The organism is Aeromonas sp. FDAARGOS 1406 (genome assembly GCF_019048565.1).
GTDB classification, from domain to species: Bacteria; Pseudomonadota; Gammaproteobacteria; order Enterobacterales; family Aeromonadaceae; genus Aeromonas; species Aeromonas caviae.
On record NZ_CP077378.1, the window covers coordinates 35,600 to 57,124 of the forward strand.

Sequence of the window (21,525 nt, forward strand, 5' to 3'; positions counted from 1 at the left end):
GGATTGCAAGTGGATGTTTCATTTGTGACATAAACAATGATCGAATCTTTTGCTCAACTCTTTGAAGAGTCCCTGAACGCCGTTGAAACCCGTCAAGGTTCCATCGTCAAGGGCACTGTCGTTGCTATCGAGAACGGTTTCGTACTGGTTGATGCTGGTCTGAAATCCGAGTCTGCTATCCCGGCTGAAGAATTCAAGAACGCCATGGGCGAGCTGGAAATCAACGTAGGTGACTCCGTTGACGTGGCTCTGGACTCTATCGAAGATGGTTTCGGCGAAACCAAGCTGTCCCGCGAAAAAGCCAAGCGCCACGAAGCCTGGCTGCAGCTTGAAAAAGCTTACGAAGAGCAAGCTACCGTTATCGGTATCATCAACGGCAAGGTCAAGGGTGGTTTCACCGTTGAGCTGAACGGCATCCGTGCCTTCCTGCCGGGTTCTCTGGTTGACGTGCGTCCGATCCGTGACACCGCTCACCTGGAAAACAAAGAACTCGAGTTCAAAGTCATCAAGCTGGACCAGAAGCGCAACAACGTTGTGGTTTCCCGTCGTGCCGTGATCGAGACCGAGAACACCTCCGAGCGTGAAAGCCTGCTGGCCAACCTGCAAGAAGGTCAAGAAGTTAAGGGTATCGTCAAGAACCTGACCGACTACGGTGCATTCGTAGATCTGGGCGGTGTTGACGGCCTGCTGCACATCACCGACATGGCGTGGAAGCGCGTTAAGCATCCTTCCGAAATCGTCAATGTTGGCGACGAGATCGCTGTCAAGGTTCTGAAGTTTGACCGCGAGCGTACCCGTGTATCCCTGGGCCTGAAGCAGCTGGGCGAAGATCCCTGGGTTGCTATCGCCAAGCGTTACCCGGAGACCACCCGTCTGTCTGGCCGCGTGACCAACCTGACCGACTACGGCTGCTTCGTTGAAATCGAAGAAGGCGTGGAAGGCCTGGTACACGTATCCGAGATGGATTGGACCAACAAGAACATCCACCCGTCCAAGGTTGTCAACGTTGGCGACGTGGTTGACGTGATGGTTCTGGACATCGACGAAGAGCGTCGTCGTATCTCCCTGGGTCTGAAGCAGTGCAAATCCAACCCGTGGCAGCTGTTTGCCGAAACTCACGCCAAGGGCGACCGTGTTTCCGGCAAGATCAAGTCCATCACTGACTTCGGTATCTTCATCGGTCTGGATGGCGGCATCGACGGCCTGGTTCACCTGTCTGACATCTCCTGGAACAACCAGGGCGAAGAAGCCGTGCGTGAATTCAAGAAGGGCGACGAAATCGAAGCCGTTGTTCTGCAAGTGGACCCGGAGCGTGAGCGCATCTCCCTGGGCGTCAAGCAGATCGAAGAAGACCCGTTCAATAAGTACCTGTCTGACAACAAGAAAGGTGCTATTGTGAAGGGCAAGGTTACCGAGGTTGATGCCAAGGGTGCCGTGATCGAACTGGCTGACGGCGTAGAAGGCTACCTGCGTGCCTCCGACGCTGCTCGTGACCGTGTAGAAGACGCCACTCTGGTGCTGTCTGTTGGTGACGAAGTTGAAGCCAAATTCATGGGCGTTGATCGCAAGAACCGCACCGTAAGCCTGTCTGTCCGTGCCAAGGACGAGGCTGATGAGCGTGTTGCCATCGACAGCCTGAACCAACAAGAAGAAGTTGTGTTCAGCAATGCCATGATGGAAGCGTTCAAAGCCGCCAAGGGTGAGTAATCCTTGATGCAAGAAAAGGGCGGCATTGCGCCGCCCTTTTTTATCTTGGCAAAATGATTATTGCATGTGATCGGGGAAGGAGATTTAACCTTATGACCAAATCAGATCTCATCGAACAACTGGCAGCCAGCCGCATGCATATGCCGGCCAAGGATGTCGAAGCCGCAATCAAGGAGATCCTTGAGCAGATGGCATCGACCTTGCAAAACGGCGACCGGATTGAAATCCGAGGATTTGGCAGTTTCTCGCTGCACTATCGTGCGCCCCGCGTGGGTCGCAACCCCAAGACCGGGGACAAGGTTGAACTGACCGGGAAATATGTCCCGCACTTCAAACCTGGCAAAGAGTTGCGCGAACGCGTCAACATCATCGAATAATGCAGAAAACGGCATACCTGAGTATGCCTTTTTCATTTTTATGGCCTGGAGTCTGCCCGTTGTCGGGTTTCTCACACTCTTTTCCCATTCGCGCTAGAGTCTGCCTGTGATTTTAAGGATAATCAGTCACTCATTCGCTACAGACAGGGAGCTCCCATGAAGCGTATCTTGGCCCTCATTCCACTGGTGCTGGTGTTTGTCCTGACCCTTGCCATCGGTTCTCAAAATGGTCAGCTGGTGCAGTTCAACTACCTGATTGCCCAGGGGGAGTTCTCGCTCTCCATGTTGCTGGGGTTCTTCTTCGCCGGCGGTTTTCTGCTGGGCTGGCTGGTATTTGGTCTGCTGTTCCTGCGTCTCAAACTGCAAAATCGCACCCTGAACCGAACCATGCGTCGTCAATCTCGCGAGTTGGAGCTTGCCCGGTCGACAGCCAAGGAATAATGTCCCTCGATGCTTGAACTGCTTTTCCTGCTGTTGCCCATCGCCGCCGGTTATGGCTGGTACATGGGCCGCAGGAGTGTTCGCCAGGACACCCAGCAACAGAGTAACCAGTTTTCCCGCCAGTACGTGGCGGGCCTCAACTATTTGCTCTCTGACGAGTCGGACAAGGCGGTGGATCTCTTTATCCAGCTGCTGGAAGTCGACAGCGAAACCATCGAAACCCACCTCTCCCTCGGCAACCTGTTCCGTCAACGGGGCGAGGTCGATCGCGCCATCAAGATCCACCAGAACCTGGTCGCCCGTCAGCTGACCCGTGAGCAGCGTCAGCTTGCCTTGCAGGAGCTGGCCCGTGACTTTCTGGCTGCCGGATTGCTCGATCGGGCCGAAGCACTCTGGAAAGAGCTGTGTGATGACAGCGATTTCGAAGAGACGGCTCTGGCACAGCTCCTGATCATTCATCAGCAGTTGCGTGACTGGGACAATGCCATCGCCGTGGCGGTGCGTCTGCAGAAATTCCAGGGCAAGAAACTGGCCGAGCCCATTTCCCACTTCTATTGCGAACAGGCGGAGAGTGCCTTGCGCGATGGCGACAAGCCTGCGGGCATCGCCAAGCTCAAGCGTGCGCTCGGTGCCCACCCGGCCTGTGCCCGCGCCAGCCTGCGGCTGGCCGATCTGGCGATGGAGGAGGGCAGGTTCGAGGATGCGGCCAAGGAGCTCCTGCGGGTGTTCGAGCAGGACATCGACTTTGCCTCCGAAGCCATGCCAAAACTGCTCGAATGCTATCGCCAGCTTGGTCGCAGCCAGGAGCTGATCCCGCTGCTTGAAAAAGCGGTAGAGGATCATGCGGGGGTCAGCGTGACCCTGGCGCTGGCCAATCTGGTGGAGGCCCGCGATGGGTTGAGTCAGGCCCGTGCGCTGGTGCTGCGCCAACTGCGTCGCCACCCCTCCATGAAGGGGTTTTATCAGCTGGTCGGTTTCCAGTTGGCCAGTGCCGAGGAGGGGCCTGCCAAGGAGAGCCTGGAGCTGCTGCAACAGTTGGTCGGTGAGCAGATCAAGATCAAGTCGACCCACAAGTGCCGCCAGTGCGGCTTTGCCACCCATTCGCTGTTCTGGCAATGCCCTTCCTGCCGGCAGTGGGGCACCATCAAGCCGATCCGAGGGCTGGATGGAGAGTAAACGCCAGCGAGGCCAGCGCGCCCGGGCGAGCACGGATACCCAAGAATTTCAGATGCCAGCGTGCAACCGGGCCCCGGCTCTGCTGTGCCTGGCTGTGGCATAACAATCCATAGGAAGTGACATGCAAGACCCCAAAGTACTGGTCGCGCTGGATTATCAGCACGAAGCCGACGCCTTTGCCTTCATTGAGCAGATCTCACCGGCCCAGTGCCGCCTCAAGGTAGGCAAGGAGATGTTTACCCTGTTTGGTCCCCAGTTCGTTCGTCAACTGGTGGCCAAGGGGTTCGACGTCTTCCTGGATCTGAAATTTCACGATATTCCCAACACCGTCGCCAAGGCGGTGGCGGCCAGTGCGGAGCTGGGCGTCTGGATGGTGAATGTCCATGCCAGCGGTGGCGAACGCATGATGCGTGCCGCCAGAGAGGCGTTGCTGCCATACGGCGACAAGGCGCCCCTGCTCATCGGGGTAACCGTGCTGACCAGTATGGAGCAGTCCGACATGGTGCCCCTGGGTCTGGATGTGACGCCGGCAGAACAGGTGATCCGCCTGGCCACCCTTGCCAAGACGGCCGGGCTGGATGGTGTGGTCTGCTCCGCGGAAGAGGCGAGTGTGCTGAAGGAGCTGCTGGGAGCCGAATTCAAGCTGGTGACGCCGGGCATTCGTCCGAGCGGATCGGCTGCCGGTGATCAGCGCCGCGTCATGACGCCGCTGGCAGCGGTGGAGGCGGGTGCGGATTATCTGGTGATCGGTCGTCCCATCACCCAGTCCTCGGATCCCGCCGCCGTGCTTGGGGCGATCAATGCCGAGCTTTGCCGGTAACGGCGTAATGGGCGAATGAGCGCAGGCCGGATCCCAGATCCGGCCTGCTGCATTTTGGCCGTGGGCTGGCCTTGCCTATGGGGAGCTCAGGAGTGAACGGCCTGGGCGTCCAGACGAATGGGGAAGAGGCCGAGGAGCAGGCCGGCGAGTGCACCGATGAAGTGTGACTCGATGTGTACCCTGGCACCGATCAAGGCGGAGACAGGGCTCTCGCCGGCACTGTAAAAGTCCACACCGAGCTTGATGGCGACGCCCGCCAGCATCAGCCAGCCGGAGTGACGGCGAAAGCGGATGTCCTGCATGGCACCCCATACGAACAAGCCGTGCAGCAGGCCGGAGAGTCCCATGTACCACTGGGTTTGCGGGCAGCCCCACCAGATGCCGAGTCCGACCGCCGTCCCCAGCAGCAGCAGCAGCACGGGCAGGCGCCATCCCGTCAGGTACTCCTGAAACAGGCTGTAGAGCACGGCCAGACCGCTCAGGTTGAGCAGCAGATGCCATCCATTGGTGTGTGCCAGATTGCCTGTTATGATGCGCCACCCTTCGCCCTGGGCGATCAGGTCGCGATCGAAGGCGAGCTGATGATTTGGCACGGTGAAAAAGAGCAAGGCAGTGACGAGCGAAAGCGCGATGACCCAGAGCAGACCCGATTTTCCTGACAACATGAAGCAGCCCAACGACAAAGAGAGCCGATACTGTACACGCTGTACCCGGGCCCTCAAAGCGTGCCTGTGCGATTATATTCAGCGGGTGCCGAACCTGGCTGCGCTCCATATTCTGCAACACCCTGCCGAAGTAGGTCACCCCAAGGGGACGGCTGCGTTGCTGGCGGCGTCCCTGACCGATGTGCGCATCCATGTGGGAGAGGACTTTTCCGACGATGAAGGGCTCAATACCCTGCTTGCTGACCCCGCTGTCCAGTGCTACGTGCTGTGGCCCGATGAGGAGGCCCTGACCCTGATAGAGGCAAGGGAGCATCTCCTGAGGCGTGGACGCACCGTGCGAGCCCACTTCATCCTCCTCGATGGTACCTGGCGCAAAGCCTATCGCATGTTGCACAGCTCGCCTGCACTGCTCGGGTTGCCGCGGATCACCCTCGGCGCCATTGCCGGGCAATATTCCATTCGCAAGAAGCCCTTTGAGGAGGCACTGTCCACCCTGGAGGCGGGCTACCATCTGTTGTCCCGGTGGGAAGGAGAGCCTGAGCGCTTCGCCCCGCTGATGACCCTGTTTACCCATTTGAACCGGCAGTGGCATGACTTTGCACAAGGCCGCCGCCGTTGAGTTGCCCAGAGGAGTGAAAAACATGAAAAAAGCCGTCGTGGTCTTCAGTGGCGGGCAGGACAGCACCACCTGTCTGGTGCAGGCGCAGGCCCGCTATGACGAAGTGCATGCCATCACCTTCGATTACGGCCAGCGCCACCGGGCGGAGATTGACACCGCCCGCCATCTGGCGACGGCGCTCGGGATCGCCGCCCACAAGGTAATGGATGTGACCATGCTCGGGGAGCTGGCCATCTCTGCGCTGACCCGGGACGACATACCGGTGAGCTTCGAGCTCCAGGAGAACGGCCTGCCCAACACCTTCGTGCCGGGACGTAACATCCTGTTCCTGACCCTGGCGGCCATCTATGCCTATCAGGTGGGCGCCGAAGCGGTGATCACCGGGGTGTGCGAGACCGACTTTTCCGGCTATCCCGATTGCCGCGACAACTTCGTCAAGGCGCTCAATCAGGCGGTCTCCCTGGGGCTGGATCGCCCCATCCGCTTCGAAACCCCCCTGATGTGGCTCGACAAGGCCGAAACCTGGGCGCTGGCGGATCATTACGGTCACCTCGATACCGTGCGTCACCAGACGCTCACTTGCTACAACGGAATCCAGGGAGATGGTTGCGGGGCCTGTCCGGCCTGCGAGCTGCGTCGCCGTGGCCTGGATCACTATCTGGCTGACAAGAGCGGCATCCGTGCCAGACTTTACGAGAAGAGCGGACTGGGCGAGAAAAGCGGATCCTGAGCCTGTGCCTAGCCCGGGTTTGGGGTATAATCCGCCCCTTTTGCAGCAAGTCGTGACCAAGATGCACTACCCAATCAACGAGATCTTCCAGACCATCCAGGGGGAGGGGGTATTTACCGGCCTGCCCGCCATCTTCGTTCGCCTTCAGGGCTGCCCGGTGGGCTGCCCCTGGTGCGATACCCGCCACACCTGGGTGGTGGACCCCGAGCGTGAGGTGGCCCCTGGCGAGGTGCTCGATCGTTCCAATGAGTCCGACGGCTGGAGCAAGATGAGCACGGAAGATATTCTGGCCAGCTTTACCCGGCTCGGTTACCGGGCCCGTCACGTGGTGTTGACCGGTGGTGAGCCCTGCCTCTACGACTTGCGCGAGCTCTCTTCGGCCCTGGTGGCATCGGGTTATCAGGTGCAGATCGAAACCAGCGGGACCAGCGAGGTGCTGACCCATGAGCAGACCTGGGTGACTGTTTCCCCCAAGATCGGCATGAAGGGTGGGTTGCCGGTGCTGGTCTCTGCCCTCGAGCGGGCCAACGAGATCAAGCACCCGGTGGCCACCAAGCACCATATCGAGGAGCTGGATGCCCTGCTGGCCACCGCCAGGCTGCGCCCCGACGTGATGATTGCGCTGCAACCCATCAGCCAGAAAGCCAGGGCCACGGAGCTGGCCATGGCGACCTGCATCGCCCGTAACTGGCGACTCTCCATCCAGACCCATAAATACCTGAATATCGATTGATATGGATGGACTCAGCGATGAGCGCATCTTGCTGACGCTGGCCAGCAAGATGCCTTACGGGAAATACAAGGGGTGGCGCATCATCGATATTCCCGAACCCTATCTGGTATGGATGGCGCGAAGCGGTTTTCCAGCCGGTACCCTGGGCGAGTCTCTGGCTCTGGCCTACGAGATAAAGCTCAATGGACTCGAGTCCATGATTATTCCCATTATTAACAGGATGTCAGAATGAGAATATATACAAGGCAAGGGGACAAGGGGCTCACGCGACTGGCCGATGGCACTTCCCTGGCCAAAGACGATAAACGTGTCGAGACCTATGGTGCCATCGACGAGCTGAATTCCCAAATAGGCTTGTTGATGGCTGAAATACCCGCCGGGGAGACGACACTCCTGGCCGATCTCATATTGTTGCAGCAGGAGCTGTTTGATCTGGGCGGGGAGCTGGCATTTTCCAGTGAATCGCAAACGGATACGCTGTGGCAGGTGAACGAGGCTTGGACGAACAGGCTCGAGCAACAGATCGATGGCTACAGTGCCGGGTTGCCGGTGCTGCGCAATTTTATTTTGCCGAGCGGTTCGCGGGCGGCGGCCCAGGCACATGTGGTGCGTACCCTGACCCGTCGCTGCGAGCGCCTGCTGCTTGGGTTGAGCCGCGTAGAGCGGGTGAATCCGGCCGTTTTGCCCTACCTCAACCGGCTGAGCGACTGGTTTTTCACCATCGCCCGATACCTGCTGGTATCGTCGGGTACCCCGGAGATCCTCTGGGTCAAGGCGGCTGACAGAGGCTGACAACCGCTCGAAGCGGCAATAAAAAAAACCTCGCCTTGCGAGGTTTTTTTATTGCTGTGGAAAGGGGCCTGATATTGCTGTCAGATGGCAAAGGCTTCCAGGGATTTGCCCTCGGCAACGGCCTTGGCAATGACCGAGGGCATGCGGCCCTGACCGGTCCAGGTTTTTTCCACACCATTGTCCAGATAACGATATTTGGCGGGGCGGGGCGCACGTTTGCTGACCTTGGTATTCTCGGGCACCACGGTGTTGACCAATTCGGCGGGATCGATCCCTGCGGCCTTCAGCATTTCGGCATATTCGGCAATTTTCTTTTGATGTTCTTCACGGGCCTGGCGTTCGGCGGATTCATCTTGCCGACGTTCATCGACGATGGCGGAGAGCTTTTCCAAGCCTTCTTCCAGTTGTTCCAGCGTCAAATCGCGGCAAGCTGCACGCAGGCTACGGATATTCAACAGCACTTTCAGAAATTCGTTCATATTGGCTACCACGCGAGCAAAATATTAAGGGAAGAACTGGTTTTTCGATAATTTATAGGGGTGATTGGCACCAAGTCAAGCCTGCCAAAATAATTAATTAGGCTGATAAATTAAGTCTTGAAATAGATATGAAGGATATTTTTTTCCGTTTGACGGGCCAACATCTTCGAATGGATTCATGTCAGATGAAAATATCGCCAGCGGAGTCTTTGATGAACCATTTGACTACCTTTACAGATATGGGGGCCACAGAAACCTTGAAATTTAATCAAAAAACTTGCTATCACCCGGCGGCTCGATAAAATGTGCCGCGAATACCTTTAAGTAGAGGCGCGCTGCCTATGAGTAACCGAGCGGAGGGTGATGCCTGCGATGCTCGATGAAAGGAGTCGGCGCCGAAGTGACCAGGCCATCATACCGGGTTGCTGGTTCTGCATCTAATAGGTGCAGGACTGCCATAGTCATCCACTATGGAGCGCTACCTGAAGGGGCTGAGGAGTATACCCTCCCCATGGGTTTTGTTTCTTTGATCCTCTCGGTAGATCTCCACCTGTTGTCTTTAGGTGCAAAGAGATCATGGACATCGTTCATTACGCCGACTCCGGTTGGTCCGTCGTTCCCCCCCTGCTGGCCGTTGCGCTGGCGATCATCACTCGCCGCGTCCTGGTGTCGCTGGGGGTGGGCATAGTCGCAGGCAGCCTGCTGCTCAACCAGTTCTCTCCCCTTGCGTCCCTGCATTACATGCTCGATACCGTGCTCAGGATCTTCTGGGTCGACGGTGCGCTCAACCGTGACAACGTCAACATGATCCTCTTCATGTTGCTGCTGGGCGGCCTCATCAGCCTGATGAGCGTCTCCGGTGCGACCCGGGCATTTGCCGAGTGGGCGGAGCGCCGCGCCAAGACCCGCAAGGGTGCCAAGTCCCTGACCGGTCTGATGGTGTTCGCCTTCTTCATCGACGACTTCTTCCACAGCCTGTCGGTGGGGGCCATCTGCCGTCCGGTGACCGATCGCTTCCAGATCTCCCGCGCCAAGCTGGCCTATCTGCTGGACTCCACCGCCGCGCCGGTCTGCGTGCTGATGCCGATCTCCTCCTGGGGGGCCTACATCATCGCCCTCGTCGGCGGCATCATGGCGGCTCATGGTCTGACCGACCAGAGCCCCATCTCCGCCTTCGTCGAAATGATCCCCATGAACCTCTATGCGGTGTTCACCCTGATCATGGTGCTGGTGGTGATCGCCTTCCAGCTCGACATCGGCCCCATGCGCCAGCATGAGCAGTGGGCACTGGAGGGCAAGCTGTGGGACGAATCCAAGGGGCGCCCCATCGGGCTCGACATGGAGAGTCCGGAAGAGAGCAATGGCGGCATGATTGACATGGTGCTGCCCATCCTGACCCTCACCCTGACCACCGTCTATTTCATGATTGACTCCGGGGCTGCGGTGCTGGCCGACAAGGGGCTGCCGTTCAGCGTGCTCGGCTCCTTCGAAAACACCAATGTCGGCTCCTCCCTGGTCTATGGTGCCCTGTGCAGCCTGGTGGTCTCCATCGGTCTGGCCATGCGCCTCAAGCTCGGGGCAAGCAACTGGATGAAGGCGGCTCCGCAGGGGATCATGGCCATGCTGCCCGCCATCAACATCCTGCTGTTCGCCTGGACCATCGGCGCCGTGGTGCGCGATGTGGAAACCGGCAAATACCTAGCCTCCCTGGCCAATGGCAATCTGCCGGTGGAAGTGCTGCCCGCCGTGGTCTTCGTGCTCTCCTGCGCCATGGCGTTTGCCACCGGCACCAGCTGGGGTACTTTCGGCATCATGCTGCCGCTCGCCGGCGACATGGCGGCCGCCAGCGACATCAGTCTGATGCTGCCCATGCTGGCCGCCGTACTGGCAGGGTCCGTGTTCGGGGATCACAGCTCCCCCATCTCCAGCACCAGCATCCTGTCTGCCACTGGGGCCGGTTGCCATCACATCGATCACGTGATGACCCAGCTGCCCTATGCCCTGGCCATCGCCTTTGGCGCGGCGCTCGGCTACCTGGTGATGGGGCTGATGCACTCCGCGCTGGCCGGTTTCACCGTGAGCGGGCTCTGGTTCCTGATCTTCTCCGGTTACCATTTGCGCAAAGCCCGGGCGTATAGCGCCGTGGCAGTCGCATAAGAGAACAAGGGGCCTGCGGGCCCCTTGGTTTTGGCAGGGGCTTTGGTTAGCATGCGCCCCATCACTCCCGTTTCGGAACCCCATCATGGCTTCACTGCACTACAAATTTGCCACCATGAACTCAGGCAAATCGACCCAGCTCATCCAGGCCCACTTCAACTATCTGGAGCGTGGCATGTATCCGCTGGCCATGACGCCCGCCATCGACGATCGCTTCGGTGCCGGCGTCATCAGTGCCAGGGTCGGCCTTGAGCTGAAAGTGGAGGTGTTCAGCGACAGCTGCGATCTCTTCGAGATGGTCAAGGCGCGTCACGCAAAGCGGCACATCGATGTCTTCATCGTTGACGAGGCGCAGTTCCTGACCCGTGAGCAGGTCTACCAGCTCGCCCGCATCGTCGACGAGCAGGACATTCCGGTGATTGCCTATGGTCTCAAGACCGATTTTCGCGGCGAACTGTTCCCCGGCTCCTACCACCTGCTCTGTCTGGCGGACAAGTTCGAGGAGCTCAAAAGCATCTGCTGGTGCGGCAACAAGGCCCACATGAACTCGCGGGTCAACGAGGCGGGGCAGGTGATGCGCGACGGTGAGCAGGTGGAGATCGGCGGCAACGATCGCTATGTGTCGCTCTGCCGCAAGCATTATCTGGAAGGACGGGCCTTCAAGTAACCCGTGGCTGGCTCGTGCAGCCTGGACACCAAAGAGGGCGCCTATCTGGCGCCCTCTTTGTCTGTGGGGGTCAGTCGATCTCGATGTCGACAGGGGCGATGATGGGGTCTGCCGCCGGCAGGCGGTGGAAGAGCTGGCGAAAATGCTGCTGTACCCGACCTATGTCCACCAGTGACATGCCGGAGGCGAAGCCGAACCAGACGTAGAGCCCGGTGAGGTCGCGAAACATGGGAGGGAGGTAGCGGGGGGCGTCGATGAGCCCCTCCAGATAGTGCTGATAGAGCACGGGGATGTCGTCCAGGGTCACCTTGCCGACGAACAGCATGGGCAGGATCTCCGGCACCCCCTCCAGCACGGCACTGCGAATGAAGTTCACCGTCTCCACATAGCCCTTCACATAGGAGAGATCCTTGGTAAAGCAGGCGCCCCCCTCGACCATGCCTCCGCGAAACACCCGCTGGGTGATCTTGTAGGCGTCGTGCTCGCTGGCCCCCTTGGCCACGAAGTGGCGGAACACCTCGATGAAATCGGCGCCACGCTCCGCCATGTCGATGGCCATGACCCGATCCGAGATGCGCTTGGCCCTGTCCGGGAAGGAGCTGAACGTGAGGGTCTCGATGAGTACTGCCAACCCCTCCTGACAGGCGGTGATGCGGGGCGAGCCGGCGCCGAGCCAGGTGGCGTAAGATTGCTGGCGGCCGTTGAGGGTGGTGCCGACGTGAACCCAGCCTTCGTGTACCTCCAGCACCTGCAGATCGAGCTCCGAGAAACGGGCGTGGGAGTTGAGCTTGATGTAATCCCCCCCGGCGGCGGCATCGGAGACGATGCCATCGCTGAGCTTGACCTGGACTGTGCCATCGCTGAAGTAGCTCGACAGCTTGCCCTGCAACCTCGCCACCGCGGCTTCCCCCTCGAACTCCTTGGGGTAGGGGCGCACCAGGTGGCGGGCACCGGGCAGGGAGAAGATGTCGCACAATCTGGCCCCCAGCTCCTTCAGGGTCTTGCGATCCCCGCGCAGGTGATCGCTTGCCGAGCCGTAGAGGCGCTGGCTGTAGCGCTGGAAGTCCGGCTGTCCGCGCTGGCGCAGCATCTCGATGACCACCATGTACTGATCCACCGTCTCTTGCAGGATCCGGCCGAGATCGTCCTGGGGGCCGAGGCGCCGGCGGATCCTGTCCCTCAGCTCCTTGAGCTCAAGGTACTTGTTGCGGGGATCGAACTCCAGAGGGAGGGATTCATAGAAGTGCCTGTCGATGGCGGGCAGTGCCTTGCCGCCACTTGCCAGAAAGTCGCTTTGCAGGTGACGGGGCCATTTGATGGCATCCAGGATGCGGATGGGTTTTTGCAGGGCGAGCAGTTCATCCGAGAGGGATTTGAGGTGCAGGCGATACTTTTCTTGGATGGTCATCGGGCTCTTTGGAGGCGAGTGCGCTACGAGAATGGCTGAGTATAGGCACAGGGCCTGTCAAAAAGAAGCGAGACGACGGGGATCCGGCCTGTGTGCTTTTGGTTGTCTGAAAATTGGTTTAGACTGCGCCCCTTGATCTCTACCGTGTCGTGAAAATGATGAATATCCCCAGCTCTGAAATGATAATGCGTTGGTTGCAACAGGCCCGGATCGAGCACTATGTGTGCGATCAGTGTCATGGCATCCACATGGTCTCCCTGCAGTCCGTCGAGGGCATCCAGGAGAGCCGGATCTTCGTGGAAGAGGAAGGGCTGCTGTTCTCATCCGAGCTGGAGGTGCGCCCCTCATCGCTGCTGCCCCTGGTGGCCGAACTGGGTCGTCTCAACATGCAATATCCGTCCCTCAAGGTGTTCCTCGACATCATCGATGACAACCTGCCACGCCTCGTTGTGGGTCACACCGTCTTTACCAAGGCGGGTCTCACCGTCGAGCAATTCCTGCTGTTCGTTGAAAGCACCACGGCAGCCACCCATGAAGTGGTTTCCGAATGTGAACGCCTTGGCTTCCTCAACCTGCCGGAAATCCAGGTCGCACCGGAATCCGTTCACTGACCTCAGCACCTGAACTGTGCGTTTAATGTGCGAACGGTTCGCTGCGGCTAAAAAGCCGTTGACGGCGGCGGGGCTTTCCCCTAAATTACGCCCCGTTCCAGCGCAACGGCGCAGCGAACACCGTGTTGGCTGAACACGTTAAACCACAGACAAAATTTGGTGCGGTATCCGAGAGGCTGCCCACCGACGAAGTCGGCAAGATGCACGCGCAGCGCGCTCCGAAAGCCACTTCAAGCAGTAAAAATTTGGTGAGGTGTCCGAGTGGCTGAAGGAGCACGCCTGGAAAGTGTGTATACGGCAACGTATCGAGGGTTCGAATCCCTCCCTCACCGCCAAATAAAACAAAAGGCCCCGTCGCAAGACGGGGCCTTTTGTTTTTCCGGTAACCGGCAATCTGGTCTCTACCCGGTATCGACAGGCGGGTGGACTAGCCCTGCTGGAGTGGCATAGGCCGTACACCGGGCGACACCGGGACGTGGTCTGGTCAATTCTTCTCTTGCTGTCAGGTTTTATCCTGATCGGTTTATCGCTCCCTAACCTTGTCCCGTCCCGTTATCTCTTCAACCTGGAGACATAGGGGATATTCCGGTACTTGTGCTCCCAGGGCAGGCCGTAGCCCACCAGCAGATCATCGTTCGTCATTTCATAGGCATAAAACTGCTCGGCGGGGATTGCCACGCGCCCTGGTTTGACAAACAGGGTCGCGATGGACAGGGAACGTGGCGCGAACGCCTGCAGGTGCGCGACCAGCCGCCTCATGGTACCCCCCGATTCGATGGCGTCGTCCATCAGGATGACGTCTCTGCCCTGGATGCCGACATTGTTGTGAAAGACGATGGGAGAGGCATTGTGGCGCTCCCCCGGAGTGTGGGGGCAGGAGATGTAGTCCATGGCGATATCAAAGCGCAGCGCCCTGACGACATCGGCGGTAAACAGCATGCCGCCCGGCACCACGGTGATCACCACCGCCTCCGTGAATCGCGCGTTGAGCCGTTTGGCGATGACCTCGACGCCGAGCGCAATGTCCTCGGTATTTAATACCACGTCGCCGAAAACAGGGTTTCTCATGGCAGCTCCTGACAGGTTGTAGAAAGAGGGGTGGCCCGGGGTGCCAGCCCCACGCCTCTGCTGAGGAGCAGGGCCAGCACCATCAGCAAAACGACGCCGTGGAGGGCCGCCGGCAGACCGAAGGCGTCGGCGACAAAGCCGACCAGGGCGGGGCTGGAGAACACCCCGACATAGCCCAGGGTGGCGTCGCTTATCTGGGCGTTCAGTTTGGCTAAGGGGATGATGGAGGCCCAGGCCGCCGTGGCAAAGCCCGAGCATAAGAAGGTGGCTCGGGTGGCGAGCCGCTCGTGCCGGGGCCGCCGACTGGAGAGTGTGGACAACATGGGGTCTCCTTGGATGACAGTCGAAGGAGGGGGCTGTGCCTGGGATCCTCCGAGCGAGGAGGTCATGCTATGATCATTTTGAGCTCATATGAACAAAAATGATCCTGTATTTGTTTGTGTGTGTTCATTGTGGCGATATAATGACCGCGATCAGAATGCATACATCCGAGGTAACAGCATGATCAAACTCATCATCACGGACATGGACGGCACCTTCCTCATATAGCAGGGGGGATAACAACCGAGCCCTGTTCGCCGAGGTGGTTGCCGCCATGGCGCAGCAGGGGATACATTTTGCGCCCTGCACGGGAAAACAGGTCGATCGGGTCGAGGAGCTGCTGGGTAACGCCCTGGGCCTGGCCATCATCCGTTGGTTGGCGCGTCTGCCGGGCGAGCATATCGTCATCGCCTGCGCGGCGATCCGGGAGGAGGTGCCGGATCATCTGAAAGCCCTGGTGCGCCGCTCTTACACCCAGGTGCAGACGGTCGCCGATTTTGGTGACATCACCGCGGACGTTGTGAAGATCACCGTCTATGACGAGCAGGGTCGCTGCCTGGATCTGCGGGGCCAGCTTGGCGAGTTTGATGACGAGGCCTACATAGTGGCGTCCGACCAGCAGTGGATAGACATCGCCAATGCCGGCGTGCACAAGGGGACAACGGTGGCCAGGTTGCAGCAGCTGGTCGGCGCCGGTCGTCATGAGACCCTGGTCTTTGGCGACGGGCTCAATGACATCGAGCTGATGGTGTGCGCCGACTTCAGCTTCGCCATGCGCAATGGCCACGACGAGACCAAGGACGCCGCCCATTTCATCACCCGCTCGAACGATGAGGACGCCGTCATGCACACCATCTTGCAACTGTTCGCACTGCAGCGGCAGGGGGCGTAAGGCGGGCCGGGCGGTGATCGCCCGGCCATTACAAGGGAACACCATGGACAAGTATTCACCGGAGGAGCGACGGCTCCTCATTCTGGATCTGCTGGCCGCGCACCACAAAGTGATGGCGGCGGAGCTGGCGGAGCCGCTGGGCACCACGGAGGCGACCATCAGGCGGGATCTGCGCTATCTGGCCGATGAGGGGCGCTGCAAGCGCATCCACGGTGGCGCCATCTCCCTGTCGCCCCAGACGGGGACCCTGACCGAGCGCAGTACCCAGCATGTGGCGCAGAAGCAGGCCCTGGCCATGGCCGCCTTGAGCCTGGTCAAACCGAACCAGCTGATCTTCCTGGATGCCAGCAGCACCCACCTGCTGCTGGCATCCCTCATGCCGGAGCACCAGAGCCTGACGGTGGTGACCAACAGCCCGGCCATCGCCTGCCGGCTGCTGGAGAGACCCGGCATCAGGACCATCCTCCTCGGTGGCGAGCAGGATCCGCTGGTCGGCGGGGCCGTTGATATCGCGGCGGCCGAGGCGGCCAAAAAGTTCCGCTTCGACCTCGGCTTCCTGGGGATCTGTGCCTGGTCCTCGGATCTCGGCTTCAGCGCCGTGCATTACCAGGACAGCGAGTTCAAGCGCCGGGTCGCGGAGCGTTGCGGCTCGCTGGCGGTGCTGTGCAATGACGACAAGCTGGAGTCCCTGGCCTCCTACCCCTTCCTGCACGCTGCGGATCTCGACTACCTGATCTGCACCCGGCAGGATCCGGTCCTGGTCAAGACGCTCGAAGGGGAGGGCTGCACCGTCATCACCGCCGGCTGATGCCGCCGCGAGAAGAGTGGGGAGAGGCCGGGGGTTGGAAGCGGCCCATAAAAAACGCCCCGTTCCCGGGGCGTTGGGAACGGGGCGCCTGCCAGCGTCCTCAGGCGAGGTCGAAGCGATCCAGGTTCATCACCTTGGTCCAGGCCGCCACAAAGTCCTTCACGAACTTCTCCTTGGCATCCGCACTGGCGTAGACCTCTGCCAGGGCGCGCAGCTGGGAGTTGGAACCGAACACCAGATCGACCCGGGTTCCGGTCCACTTCACCTTGCCGCTCTGGCGATCACGGCCTTCATAGACTCCCTGGCTGCCCGCCGCCGGCTTCCACTCCGTGCCCATGTCGAGCAGGTTGACGAAGAAGTCGTTGGAGAGGGTACCCGGGGCGGCGGTAAAGACCCCGTGGCAGTTGCCCGCGTTGGTGCCGAGCACCCGCATGCCGCCCACCAGTACCGTCATCTCGGGGGCACTCAGGGTGAGCAGCTGCGCCTTGTCGATCAGCATGGTCTCCGCGAAGCCCGCGCACTCGCCCGCGTAGTTGCGAAATCCATCTGCGAGGGGCTCGAGCACCGCGAAGGAATCCACATCGGTCTGGGCCTGGGAGGCATCCATCCGGCCCGGAGTGAAGGGCACGGTCACGGCGACACCGGCTCTCTTCGCGGCCTGCTCGACCCCCACGCCGCCCGCCAGCACGATGAGATCGGCGAGGGATACCCGCTTGCCGCCGGTGGCTGAGGCGTTGAAGGTCTGCTGTATCCCGTCGAGGGCCTGCAGCACCTTGGCGAGCTGGGCCGGTTGGTTGACTGCCCACTCCTTTTGCGGAGCCAGGCGGATGCGGGCACCGTTGGCGCCACCGCGTTTGTCAGAGCCACGGAAGGTGGACGCGGAAGCCCAGGCGGTCGACACCAGCTCGGCCACGGACAGGGAGGCCGCCAGGATCTTCTCCTTGAGCAGGGCCACGTCCTTGTCATCGATCAGGGGATGATTGACGGCGGGGATGGGGTCTTGCCAGATCAGCTCCTCTTTGGGTACCTCCGGCCCCAGGTAGCGGGCGATGGGGCCCATGTCACGGTGGGTCAGCTTGAACCAGGCGCGTGCGAAGGCATCGGCGAAGGCCTGCGGATCCTCGTAGAAGTGGCGGGAGATCTTGCCAAACTCGGGGTCAAAGCGCAGGGTCAGGTCGGTGGTGAGCATGGTCGGCTTGTGGAACTTGCCGGGGATGTGCGCATCGGGAATGATCTCCGGTGCATCCTTGGCCACCCACTGCTTGGCGCCGGCAGGTGACGTGGTCAGCTCCCACTCGTAGTTGAACAGGTTTTCAAAGAAGTTGTTGCTCCACAGGACCGGGGTCTTGGTCCAGGTCACTTCAAGCCCGCTCGAGACGGTGTCCTTGCCATGGCCGCTGCCGTAGTCGCTCATCCAGCCGAGGCCCTGGGCCTCCAGAGGCGCGGCTTCCGGCTCTGGCCCCTTGTGGGATTCGGGCGCGGCGCCGTGGGCCTTGCCGAAGGTGTGGCCGCCCGCGATAAGGGCGACCGTCTCTTCATCGTTCATGGCCATGCGACCGAAGGTGGAACGGATGTCCTTGGCAGCCTCCATGTAGTCACCGCTGGCGTTGGGCCCTTCCGGGTTGACGTAGATGAGGCCCATGTGGGTGGCACCGAAGGGGGCCGTAAGCTCGCGATCGCCCTTGACCCGATCGGGATCGACCCCGAGCCAGGCAATTTCATCCCCCCAGTTGACGTCCTGATCCGGCTCCCACACGTCGGGCCGCCCACCGCCAAAGCCGAAGGTGCGAAAACCCATGGTCTCCAGGGCGACGTTGCCGGCGAGGATCAGGAGATCGGCCCAGGAGATCTTGTTGCCGTATTTCTGCTTGATGGGCCAGAGCAGGCGACGGGACTTGTCGATGTTGACGTTGTCAGGCCAGCTGTTGAGGGGGGCGAAGCGCTGTTGACCACGGCCGCCGCCACCGCGACCGTCGGTGGTGCGATAGGTGCCCGCAGCATGCCAGGTCATGCGGATGAACTGGGGGCCGTAGTGACCGAAGTCCGCCGGCCACCACTCCTGGGAATCCGTCATCAGCTTGACCAGATCTTTCTTGAGTGCCTTGTAATCCAGGCTGGCGAAGGCCTTGGCGTAGTCAAAGTCCTTGTCCATGGGATCGGCGCCGGGGGAATGCTGATGCAGCAGATCCAGCCGCAACTGGTTCGGCCACCAATCTCGATTGGTTCTGCCGACGCCGGCGGTGTGGTTGAAGGGGCATTTGCTTTCTTCACTCATCTCTGTCTCTCCTTGGCAGTCATGTGGAATGCAGACAACTCAGTATGGGAACTTTTCCTGCAACCGGCGGGGCATGTGACAGGCTGGGCCTTGGACCGGCATCGGGGGGTATCAATAACTCCTTATATTTCAGCTAATTGATTAAGGATGGGATGACCGTATTACGAAAAGATGAATCGGTGCCATCGAATTTGGCTGCTCCTGTACAAGGGATAAGAGAAGGAAGGAGCGCCCTGGCAGCCGTGTTATCAATTTTTTTATCCATAACACGAGGGATCAGACCTGGACTTGCGCTGGGTCATGGCATGGGGAGGGCTTGTCTTGAGCGGGGCAGAAAACCCCATTTTTGTGACGGCGGTCCGGACTGCGTCCTGAGCAGGGCGCCGAGCGCCAGAGGATGGGGCGGGGGCGTTGCGCCAAAAAGCGGGCGGCGCAGAAACAAAAAGACCGGCCAGTGGCCGGTCCAAACAGACAGCGTGATGCTGTCTCATCAGGCTGATCCCAGCCTGGAGGGGAATAATGGGGTGGCTGATGGGGCTCGAACCCACGACAACCGGAATCACAATCCGGGACTCTACCAACTGAGCTACAGCCACCACTGAAATCTGCCTTCGATACAGCAATCAAACTCATGTGCATCGATGGCGCGCCCTGCAGGATTCGAACCTGCGACCCACGGCTTAGAAGGCCGTACCTGTTAATATAGTTAAAATGTCATCAGGATACGTCAAGCATCAAATTAATATAGAGCTTTAAAATCAATGCTTTATTGCCATTATGTCGTTCTAGGTTAGCTGAGGAAATTTGATGTTGTCAAAATTGGCACTTCAGGTTTCTGCATTTTTAGTTGTTTTTTTGATCTAAAATGGATCATTCACTCGCTCGTACGCAAAAAAATGAGCCTCGATAGAGGCTCACCTGGGGCGATGCAAGAGGCATTTGTCACATTGGTTAATTATCGTTTTAAGCGTTGAGCTCTCGAACTGAGTCCACCCAAAATTGAATCTGTAATCTCAGTGGGAAATGTATCAGGCAATTGCTGACGAACGATTGATATTACCTCATCCAGATTATCCGTCAGCTCGCTGATGATTTTTTCCATCTGCACTTGTTCAAAACCAATCGCCTTGGCCGTTTGATAAAAATGGCGAGGAAATATCTGCTCTATCGCGTATTTTTTGCCCTTGGTTGCAGTAAGCCCCATGGCCAACTTGGCATCACGGGGATGTAATCCTTTACCACCAAATGCAGGATACATGGAAAGGATGTCGTAAAACGGTGTAAGCCGGAAACGCCCTTCAGGTTCGATAAACACCGAGAAATTCTTGGCATGGCCATCAGTGGCAGCCAGCAGCCAGAACAACACCTGAGACTTCATAAACAGGTACCGATCCTGCTCCGGCGTGGCCGATCCCAGCAGGGTCGTCATGATGTCAGCAATGCCCGGTCCACCATGGCTCTCGTACTTGCGTGCTGACGGTACATTCAACACCTGGCAGAAGTCCTCTTGGGGCAGGCGCATGATCCAACTGCGATCCGTGGCGTAGCGCCGATCGAAGCGTTCCACCGCCAGAGCCTTGACCTTGCCGACCTGCATGATGAAGCAATGGGGAACCGGAAGACCCAATGCTTTGGCGATCAGGGTGCAGAGATATTCGTTTTCTACGCTCTGGGAGAGGTCTATCGAGTAGGAGTGGCTTTCGATCTTGCCAATGGGCAGCTTGATAATGTGGGTGGTTGGGGTCGCTGCATGCGGTAAGCACCAACGGTTGTCGAGGTAGAGTAACGCGGTCTTTTCCTGAGCCCCGGCGATGGATATCCGAAAATCGTCCTCTTCCCTCACCATACCAAGCGGGATCCCTTGCTGGTAGCTGGTCAGGATCTGCTCCAGTTCGGCGTCAGAGAGCGGCTTGCACTCAATGCGCTTAACGTCTGGCACAGGTCTGCCCTGAGCCACCAGTTGCAATGCCCCCACGCTGTCCTGGCCAATGCAACTGAGCAGATCAAAGGGTTGGGTGGAATCGGCTTGATAGCGCGCCACCACCCGGTTTCTTACTTCCGGGTTATCTGGCAGCAGATTATCGAAGAAGTTATAGGCCTCATCGCCCTGGTAGCGCTGCTGGCGTAATGGCATGGAGAGCGAGATGGGGCGGCTGCCTGGCAACTTCACCCACGATTCATCGTACTGAAATTGGTGAGCACCATTGGTCGCCTTGGTAAAGGTACCTACCCGGTATCCGTTCATGTAGACCGTCAGGCTGGCCATTACCACTCCTCCTTCCAGCCAGGCGTGGCGTTTTCCGCAGGATCGGTGCGGGGCCTGATATCGAGGGAGAGTTCCAGTGCGGCGAGGATCTTGAACAAGGTCTCCAGCTTGGTTGACTCGGGATTGAGCTCGAAGCTGGACACCGTGTCCTGCCTGATCCCCACCTTGCCGGCCACTTTGCCTTGGGAGAGCTTTTGCGAAAGCCTGGCATCCTTGAGACAGGCACTAAGTTGCTTGGCGCTGGTTACTTTCATGATTTGACTTACCTGGTAGCGTAATTTCTTTTAATTTACACGCTGTGGCAGGTATATCAATATTTACCTGCTTTAGGCGGTAAATGTTTTTCACACGCTAAAGGCGGTATTTAACCTTGATCCTCAGGTATTGGTGTCGCACTTTCGATTCAAGGGGCCATTAAAACAAGGTGTAACGAGTTTCAGCAGGAGTGCACTGGGGTTGGCGCAACAAAAGCCAAGGCAGCGATGGTGCGTCGGTTGATCGTCTCTGTCAGTG

General features: G+C 59.1%; 23 protein-coding genes, 2 tRNA genes and 1 riboswitch. Of the genes, 16 read left to right on the plus strand and 9 right to left on the minus strand.

What is annotated here, in order from left to right; genetic code table 11:
* The first annotated feature begins 36 nt into the window (after positions 1-36).
* The 5 genes from rpsA to pyrF all read left to right on the plus strand — a co-directional run bounded on the left by rpsA (position 37) and on the right by pyrF (position 4,521).
* The gene (gene rpsA / locus I6L36_RS00195) at positions 37-1,707 is read left to right on the plus strand and encodes a 30S ribosomal protein S1 (RefSeq protein ID WP_010675001.1); all 1,671 of its coding nucleotides are present in this window, start codon (positions 37-39) and stop codon (positions 1,705-1,707) included.
* Between the two features lie 92 nt (positions 1,708-1,799).
* The gene (gene ihfB / locus I6L36_RS00200; RefSeq protein WP_005299934.1) at positions 1,800-2,084 is read left to right on the plus strand and encodes an integration host factor subunit beta; all 285 of its coding nucleotides are present in this window, start codon (positions 1,800-1,802) and stop codon (positions 2,082-2,084) included.
* Between the two features lie 156 nt (positions 2,085-2,240).
* On the plus strand, positions 2,241-2,525 hold the full coding sequence (locus tag I6L36_RS00205) for a LapA family protein (RefSeq protein WP_042016623.1): 285 nt from the start codon (positions 2,241-2,243) through the stop codon (positions 2,523-2,525).
* Between the two features lie 9 nt (positions 2,526-2,534).
* A complete protein-coding gene (gene lapB, locus I6L36_RS00210) occupies positions 2,535-3,701 on the plus strand; it encodes a lipopolysaccharide assembly protein LapB (protein ID WP_010674999.1) in 1,167 nt (388 codons plus the stop codon).
* Between the two features lie 121 nt (positions 3,702-3,822).
* Positions 3,823-4,521, plus strand: a complete 699-nt coding sequence (gene pyrF, locus I6L36_RS00215; protein ID WP_052816464.1) for an orotidine-5'-phosphate decarboxylase — start codon at positions 3,823-3,825, stop codon at positions 4,519-4,521.
* Between the two features lie 86 nt (positions 4,522-4,607).
* On the opposite strand, the gene rrtA is transcribed toward pyrF, so the two are convergent.
* Positions 4,608-5,186 carry a rhombosortase gene (gene rrtA, locus I6L36_RS00220; protein WP_223915160.1) on the minus strand — a complete coding sequence of 193 codons (579 nt, stop codon included), beginning with the start codon at positions 5,184-5,186 and terminating at the stop codon, positions 4,608-4,610.
* Between rrtA and I6L36_RS00225 the strand changes: the two genes are divergently transcribed.
* The 5 genes from I6L36_RS00225 (at position 5,152) to I6L36_RS00245 (ending at position 8,060) form a co-directional block, all read left to right on the plus strand.
* On the plus strand, positions 5,152-5,805 hold the full coding sequence (locus I6L36_RS00225) for a tRNA-uridine aminocarboxypropyltransferase (RefSeq protein ID WP_174213882.1): 654 nt from the start codon (positions 5,152-5,154) through the stop codon (positions 5,803-5,805). The genes rrtA and I6L36_RS00225 overlap by 35 nt on opposite strands.
* A gap of 22 nt (positions 5,806-5,827) precedes the next feature.
* Positions 5,828-6,535, plus strand: coding sequence for a 7-cyano-7-deazaguanine synthase QueC (gene queC / locus I6L36_RS00230; RefSeq protein ID WP_109112338.1), 708 nt, complete (start codon positions 5,828-5,830; stop codon positions 6,533-6,535).
* Between the two features lie 61 nt (positions 6,536-6,596).
* On the plus strand, positions 6,597-7,268 hold the full coding sequence (queE, locus tag I6L36_RS00235) for a 7-carboxy-7-deazaguanine synthase QueE (protein ID WP_162540560.1): 672 nt from the start codon (positions 6,597-6,599) through the stop codon (positions 7,266-7,268).
* 1 nt (position 7,269) lies between these two features.
* Positions 7,270-7,500, plus strand: a complete 231-nt coding sequence (locus I6L36_RS00240) for a DUF3820 family protein (RefSeq protein ID WP_109112340.1) — start codon at positions 7,270-7,272, stop codon at positions 7,498-7,500.
* Positions 7,497-8,060 (plus strand): cob(I)yrinic acid a,c-diamide adenosyltransferase, encoded by a 564-nt coding sequence (locus I6L36_RS00245; protein WP_109112341.1) that lies wholly within the window; start codon positions 7,497-7,499, stop codon positions 8,058-8,060. The genes I6L36_RS00240 and I6L36_RS00245 overlap by 4 nt, the downstream gene beginning before the upstream one ends.
* Positions 8,061-8,140: 80 nt before the next feature.
* Here I6L36_RS00245 and I6L36_RS00250 read toward each other — a convergent pair whose 3' ends face one another.
* The gene (locus I6L36_RS00250; RefSeq protein ID WP_109112342.1) at positions 8,141-8,539 is read right to left on the minus strand and encodes an H-NS family nucleoid-associated regulatory protein; all 399 of its coding nucleotides are present in this window, start codon (positions 8,537-8,539) and stop codon (positions 8,141-8,143) included.
* A gap of 317 nt (positions 8,540-8,856) precedes the next feature.
* Positions 8,857-9,028, plus strand: a riboswitch (Lysine riboswitch).
* A gap of 87 nt (positions 9,029-9,115) precedes the next feature.
* On the opposite strand from I6L36_RS00250, the gene I6L36_RS00255 reads away from it, so the two are divergent.
* Positions 9,116-10,696, plus strand: coding sequence for a Na+/H+ antiporter NhaC family protein (locus I6L36_RS00255; RefSeq protein ID WP_042016617.1), 1,581 nt, complete (start codon positions 9,116-9,118; stop codon positions 10,694-10,696).
* 85 nt (positions 10,697-10,781) lie between these two features.
* The gene (locus I6L36_RS00260; protein WP_010674989.1) at positions 10,782-11,363 is read left to right on the plus strand and encodes a thymidine kinase; all 582 of its coding nucleotides are present in this window, start codon (positions 10,782-10,784) and stop codon (positions 11,361-11,363) included.
* Positions 11,364-11,433: 70 nt separating this feature from the next.
* Here the strand turns inward: I6L36_RS00260 and I6L36_RS00265 are convergent, their stop codons facing one another.
* Complete coding sequence (locus I6L36_RS00265; RefSeq protein ID WP_109113207.1) at positions 11,434-12,771, minus strand: flavohemoglobin expression-modulating QEGLA motif protein; 1,338 nt, start codon at positions 12,769-12,771, stop codon at positions 11,434-11,436.
* Positions 12,772-12,926: 155 nt separating this feature from the next.
* On the opposite strand from I6L36_RS00265, the gene I6L36_RS00270 reads away from it, so the two are divergent.
* Both I6L36_RS00270 and I6L36_RS00275 read left to right on the plus strand, forming a co-directional pair.
* Positions 12,927-13,382, plus strand: a complete 456-nt coding sequence (locus tag I6L36_RS00270; protein WP_160839247.1) for a YbjN domain-containing protein — start codon at positions 12,927-12,929, stop codon at positions 13,380-13,382.
* 247 nt (positions 13,383-13,629) lie between these two features.
* Positions 13,630-13,717: transfer RNA gene (locus I6L36_RS00275), tRNA-Ser, on the plus strand.
* Between the two features lie 217 nt (positions 13,718-13,934).
* Here the strand turns inward: I6L36_RS00275 and I6L36_RS00280 are convergent.
* Entirely contained in the window at positions 13,935-14,450 is a 516-nt protein-coding gene (locus tag I6L36_RS00280; protein WP_109112549.1) for a phosphoribosyltransferase, read from the minus strand.
* The gene (locus I6L36_RS00285) at positions 14,447-14,773 is read right to left on the minus strand and encodes a hypothetical protein (protein WP_109112550.1); all 327 of its coding nucleotides are present in this window, start codon (positions 14,771-14,773) and stop codon (positions 14,447-14,449) included. The genes I6L36_RS00280 and I6L36_RS00285 overlap by 4 nt, the downstream gene beginning before the upstream one ends.
* A gap of 272 nt (positions 14,774-15,045) precedes the next feature.
* Between I6L36_RS00285 and I6L36_RS00290 the strand changes: the two genes are divergently transcribed.
* Positions 15,046-15,663, plus strand: coding sequence for an HAD family hydrolase (locus tag I6L36_RS00290; RefSeq protein ID WP_201896614.1), 618 nt, complete (start codon positions 15,046-15,048; stop codon positions 15,661-15,663).
* Positions 15,664-15,706: 43 nt separating this feature from the next.
* Positions 15,707-16,471, plus strand: a complete 765-nt coding sequence (locus tag I6L36_RS00295; protein WP_109112551.1) for a DeoR/GlpR family DNA-binding transcription regulator — start codon at positions 15,707-15,709, stop codon at positions 16,469-16,471.
* A gap of 100 nt (positions 16,472-16,571) precedes the next feature.
* Here I6L36_RS00295 and katG read toward each other — a convergent pair whose 3' ends face one another.
* From katG to I6L36_RS00315, 4 genes are all read right to left on the minus strand, one after another.
* A complete protein-coding gene (katG, locus tag I6L36_RS00300; RefSeq protein WP_216986919.1) occupies positions 16,572-18,746 on the minus strand; it encodes a catalase/peroxidase HPI in 2,175 nt (724 codons plus the stop codon).
* 520 nt (positions 18,747-19,266) lie between these two features.
* A tRNA-His gene (locus tag I6L36_RS00305) sits at positions 19,267-19,342 on the minus strand.
* A 359-nt stretch (positions 19,343-19,701) separates the two neighbouring features.
* Entirely contained in the window at positions 19,702-21,012 is a 1,311-nt protein-coding gene (locus I6L36_RS00310) for a type II toxin-antitoxin system HipA family toxin (protein WP_201964151.1), read from the minus strand.
* The gene (locus I6L36_RS00315) at positions 21,012-21,266 is read right to left on the minus strand and encodes a helix-turn-helix domain-containing protein (RefSeq protein ID WP_005329233.1); all 255 of its coding nucleotides are present in this window, start codon (positions 21,264-21,266) and stop codon (positions 21,012-21,014) included. Before I6L36_RS00315 ends, I6L36_RS00310 begins: the two co-directional genes overlap by 1 nt.
* Positions 21,267-21,525 lie beyond the last annotated feature (259 nt).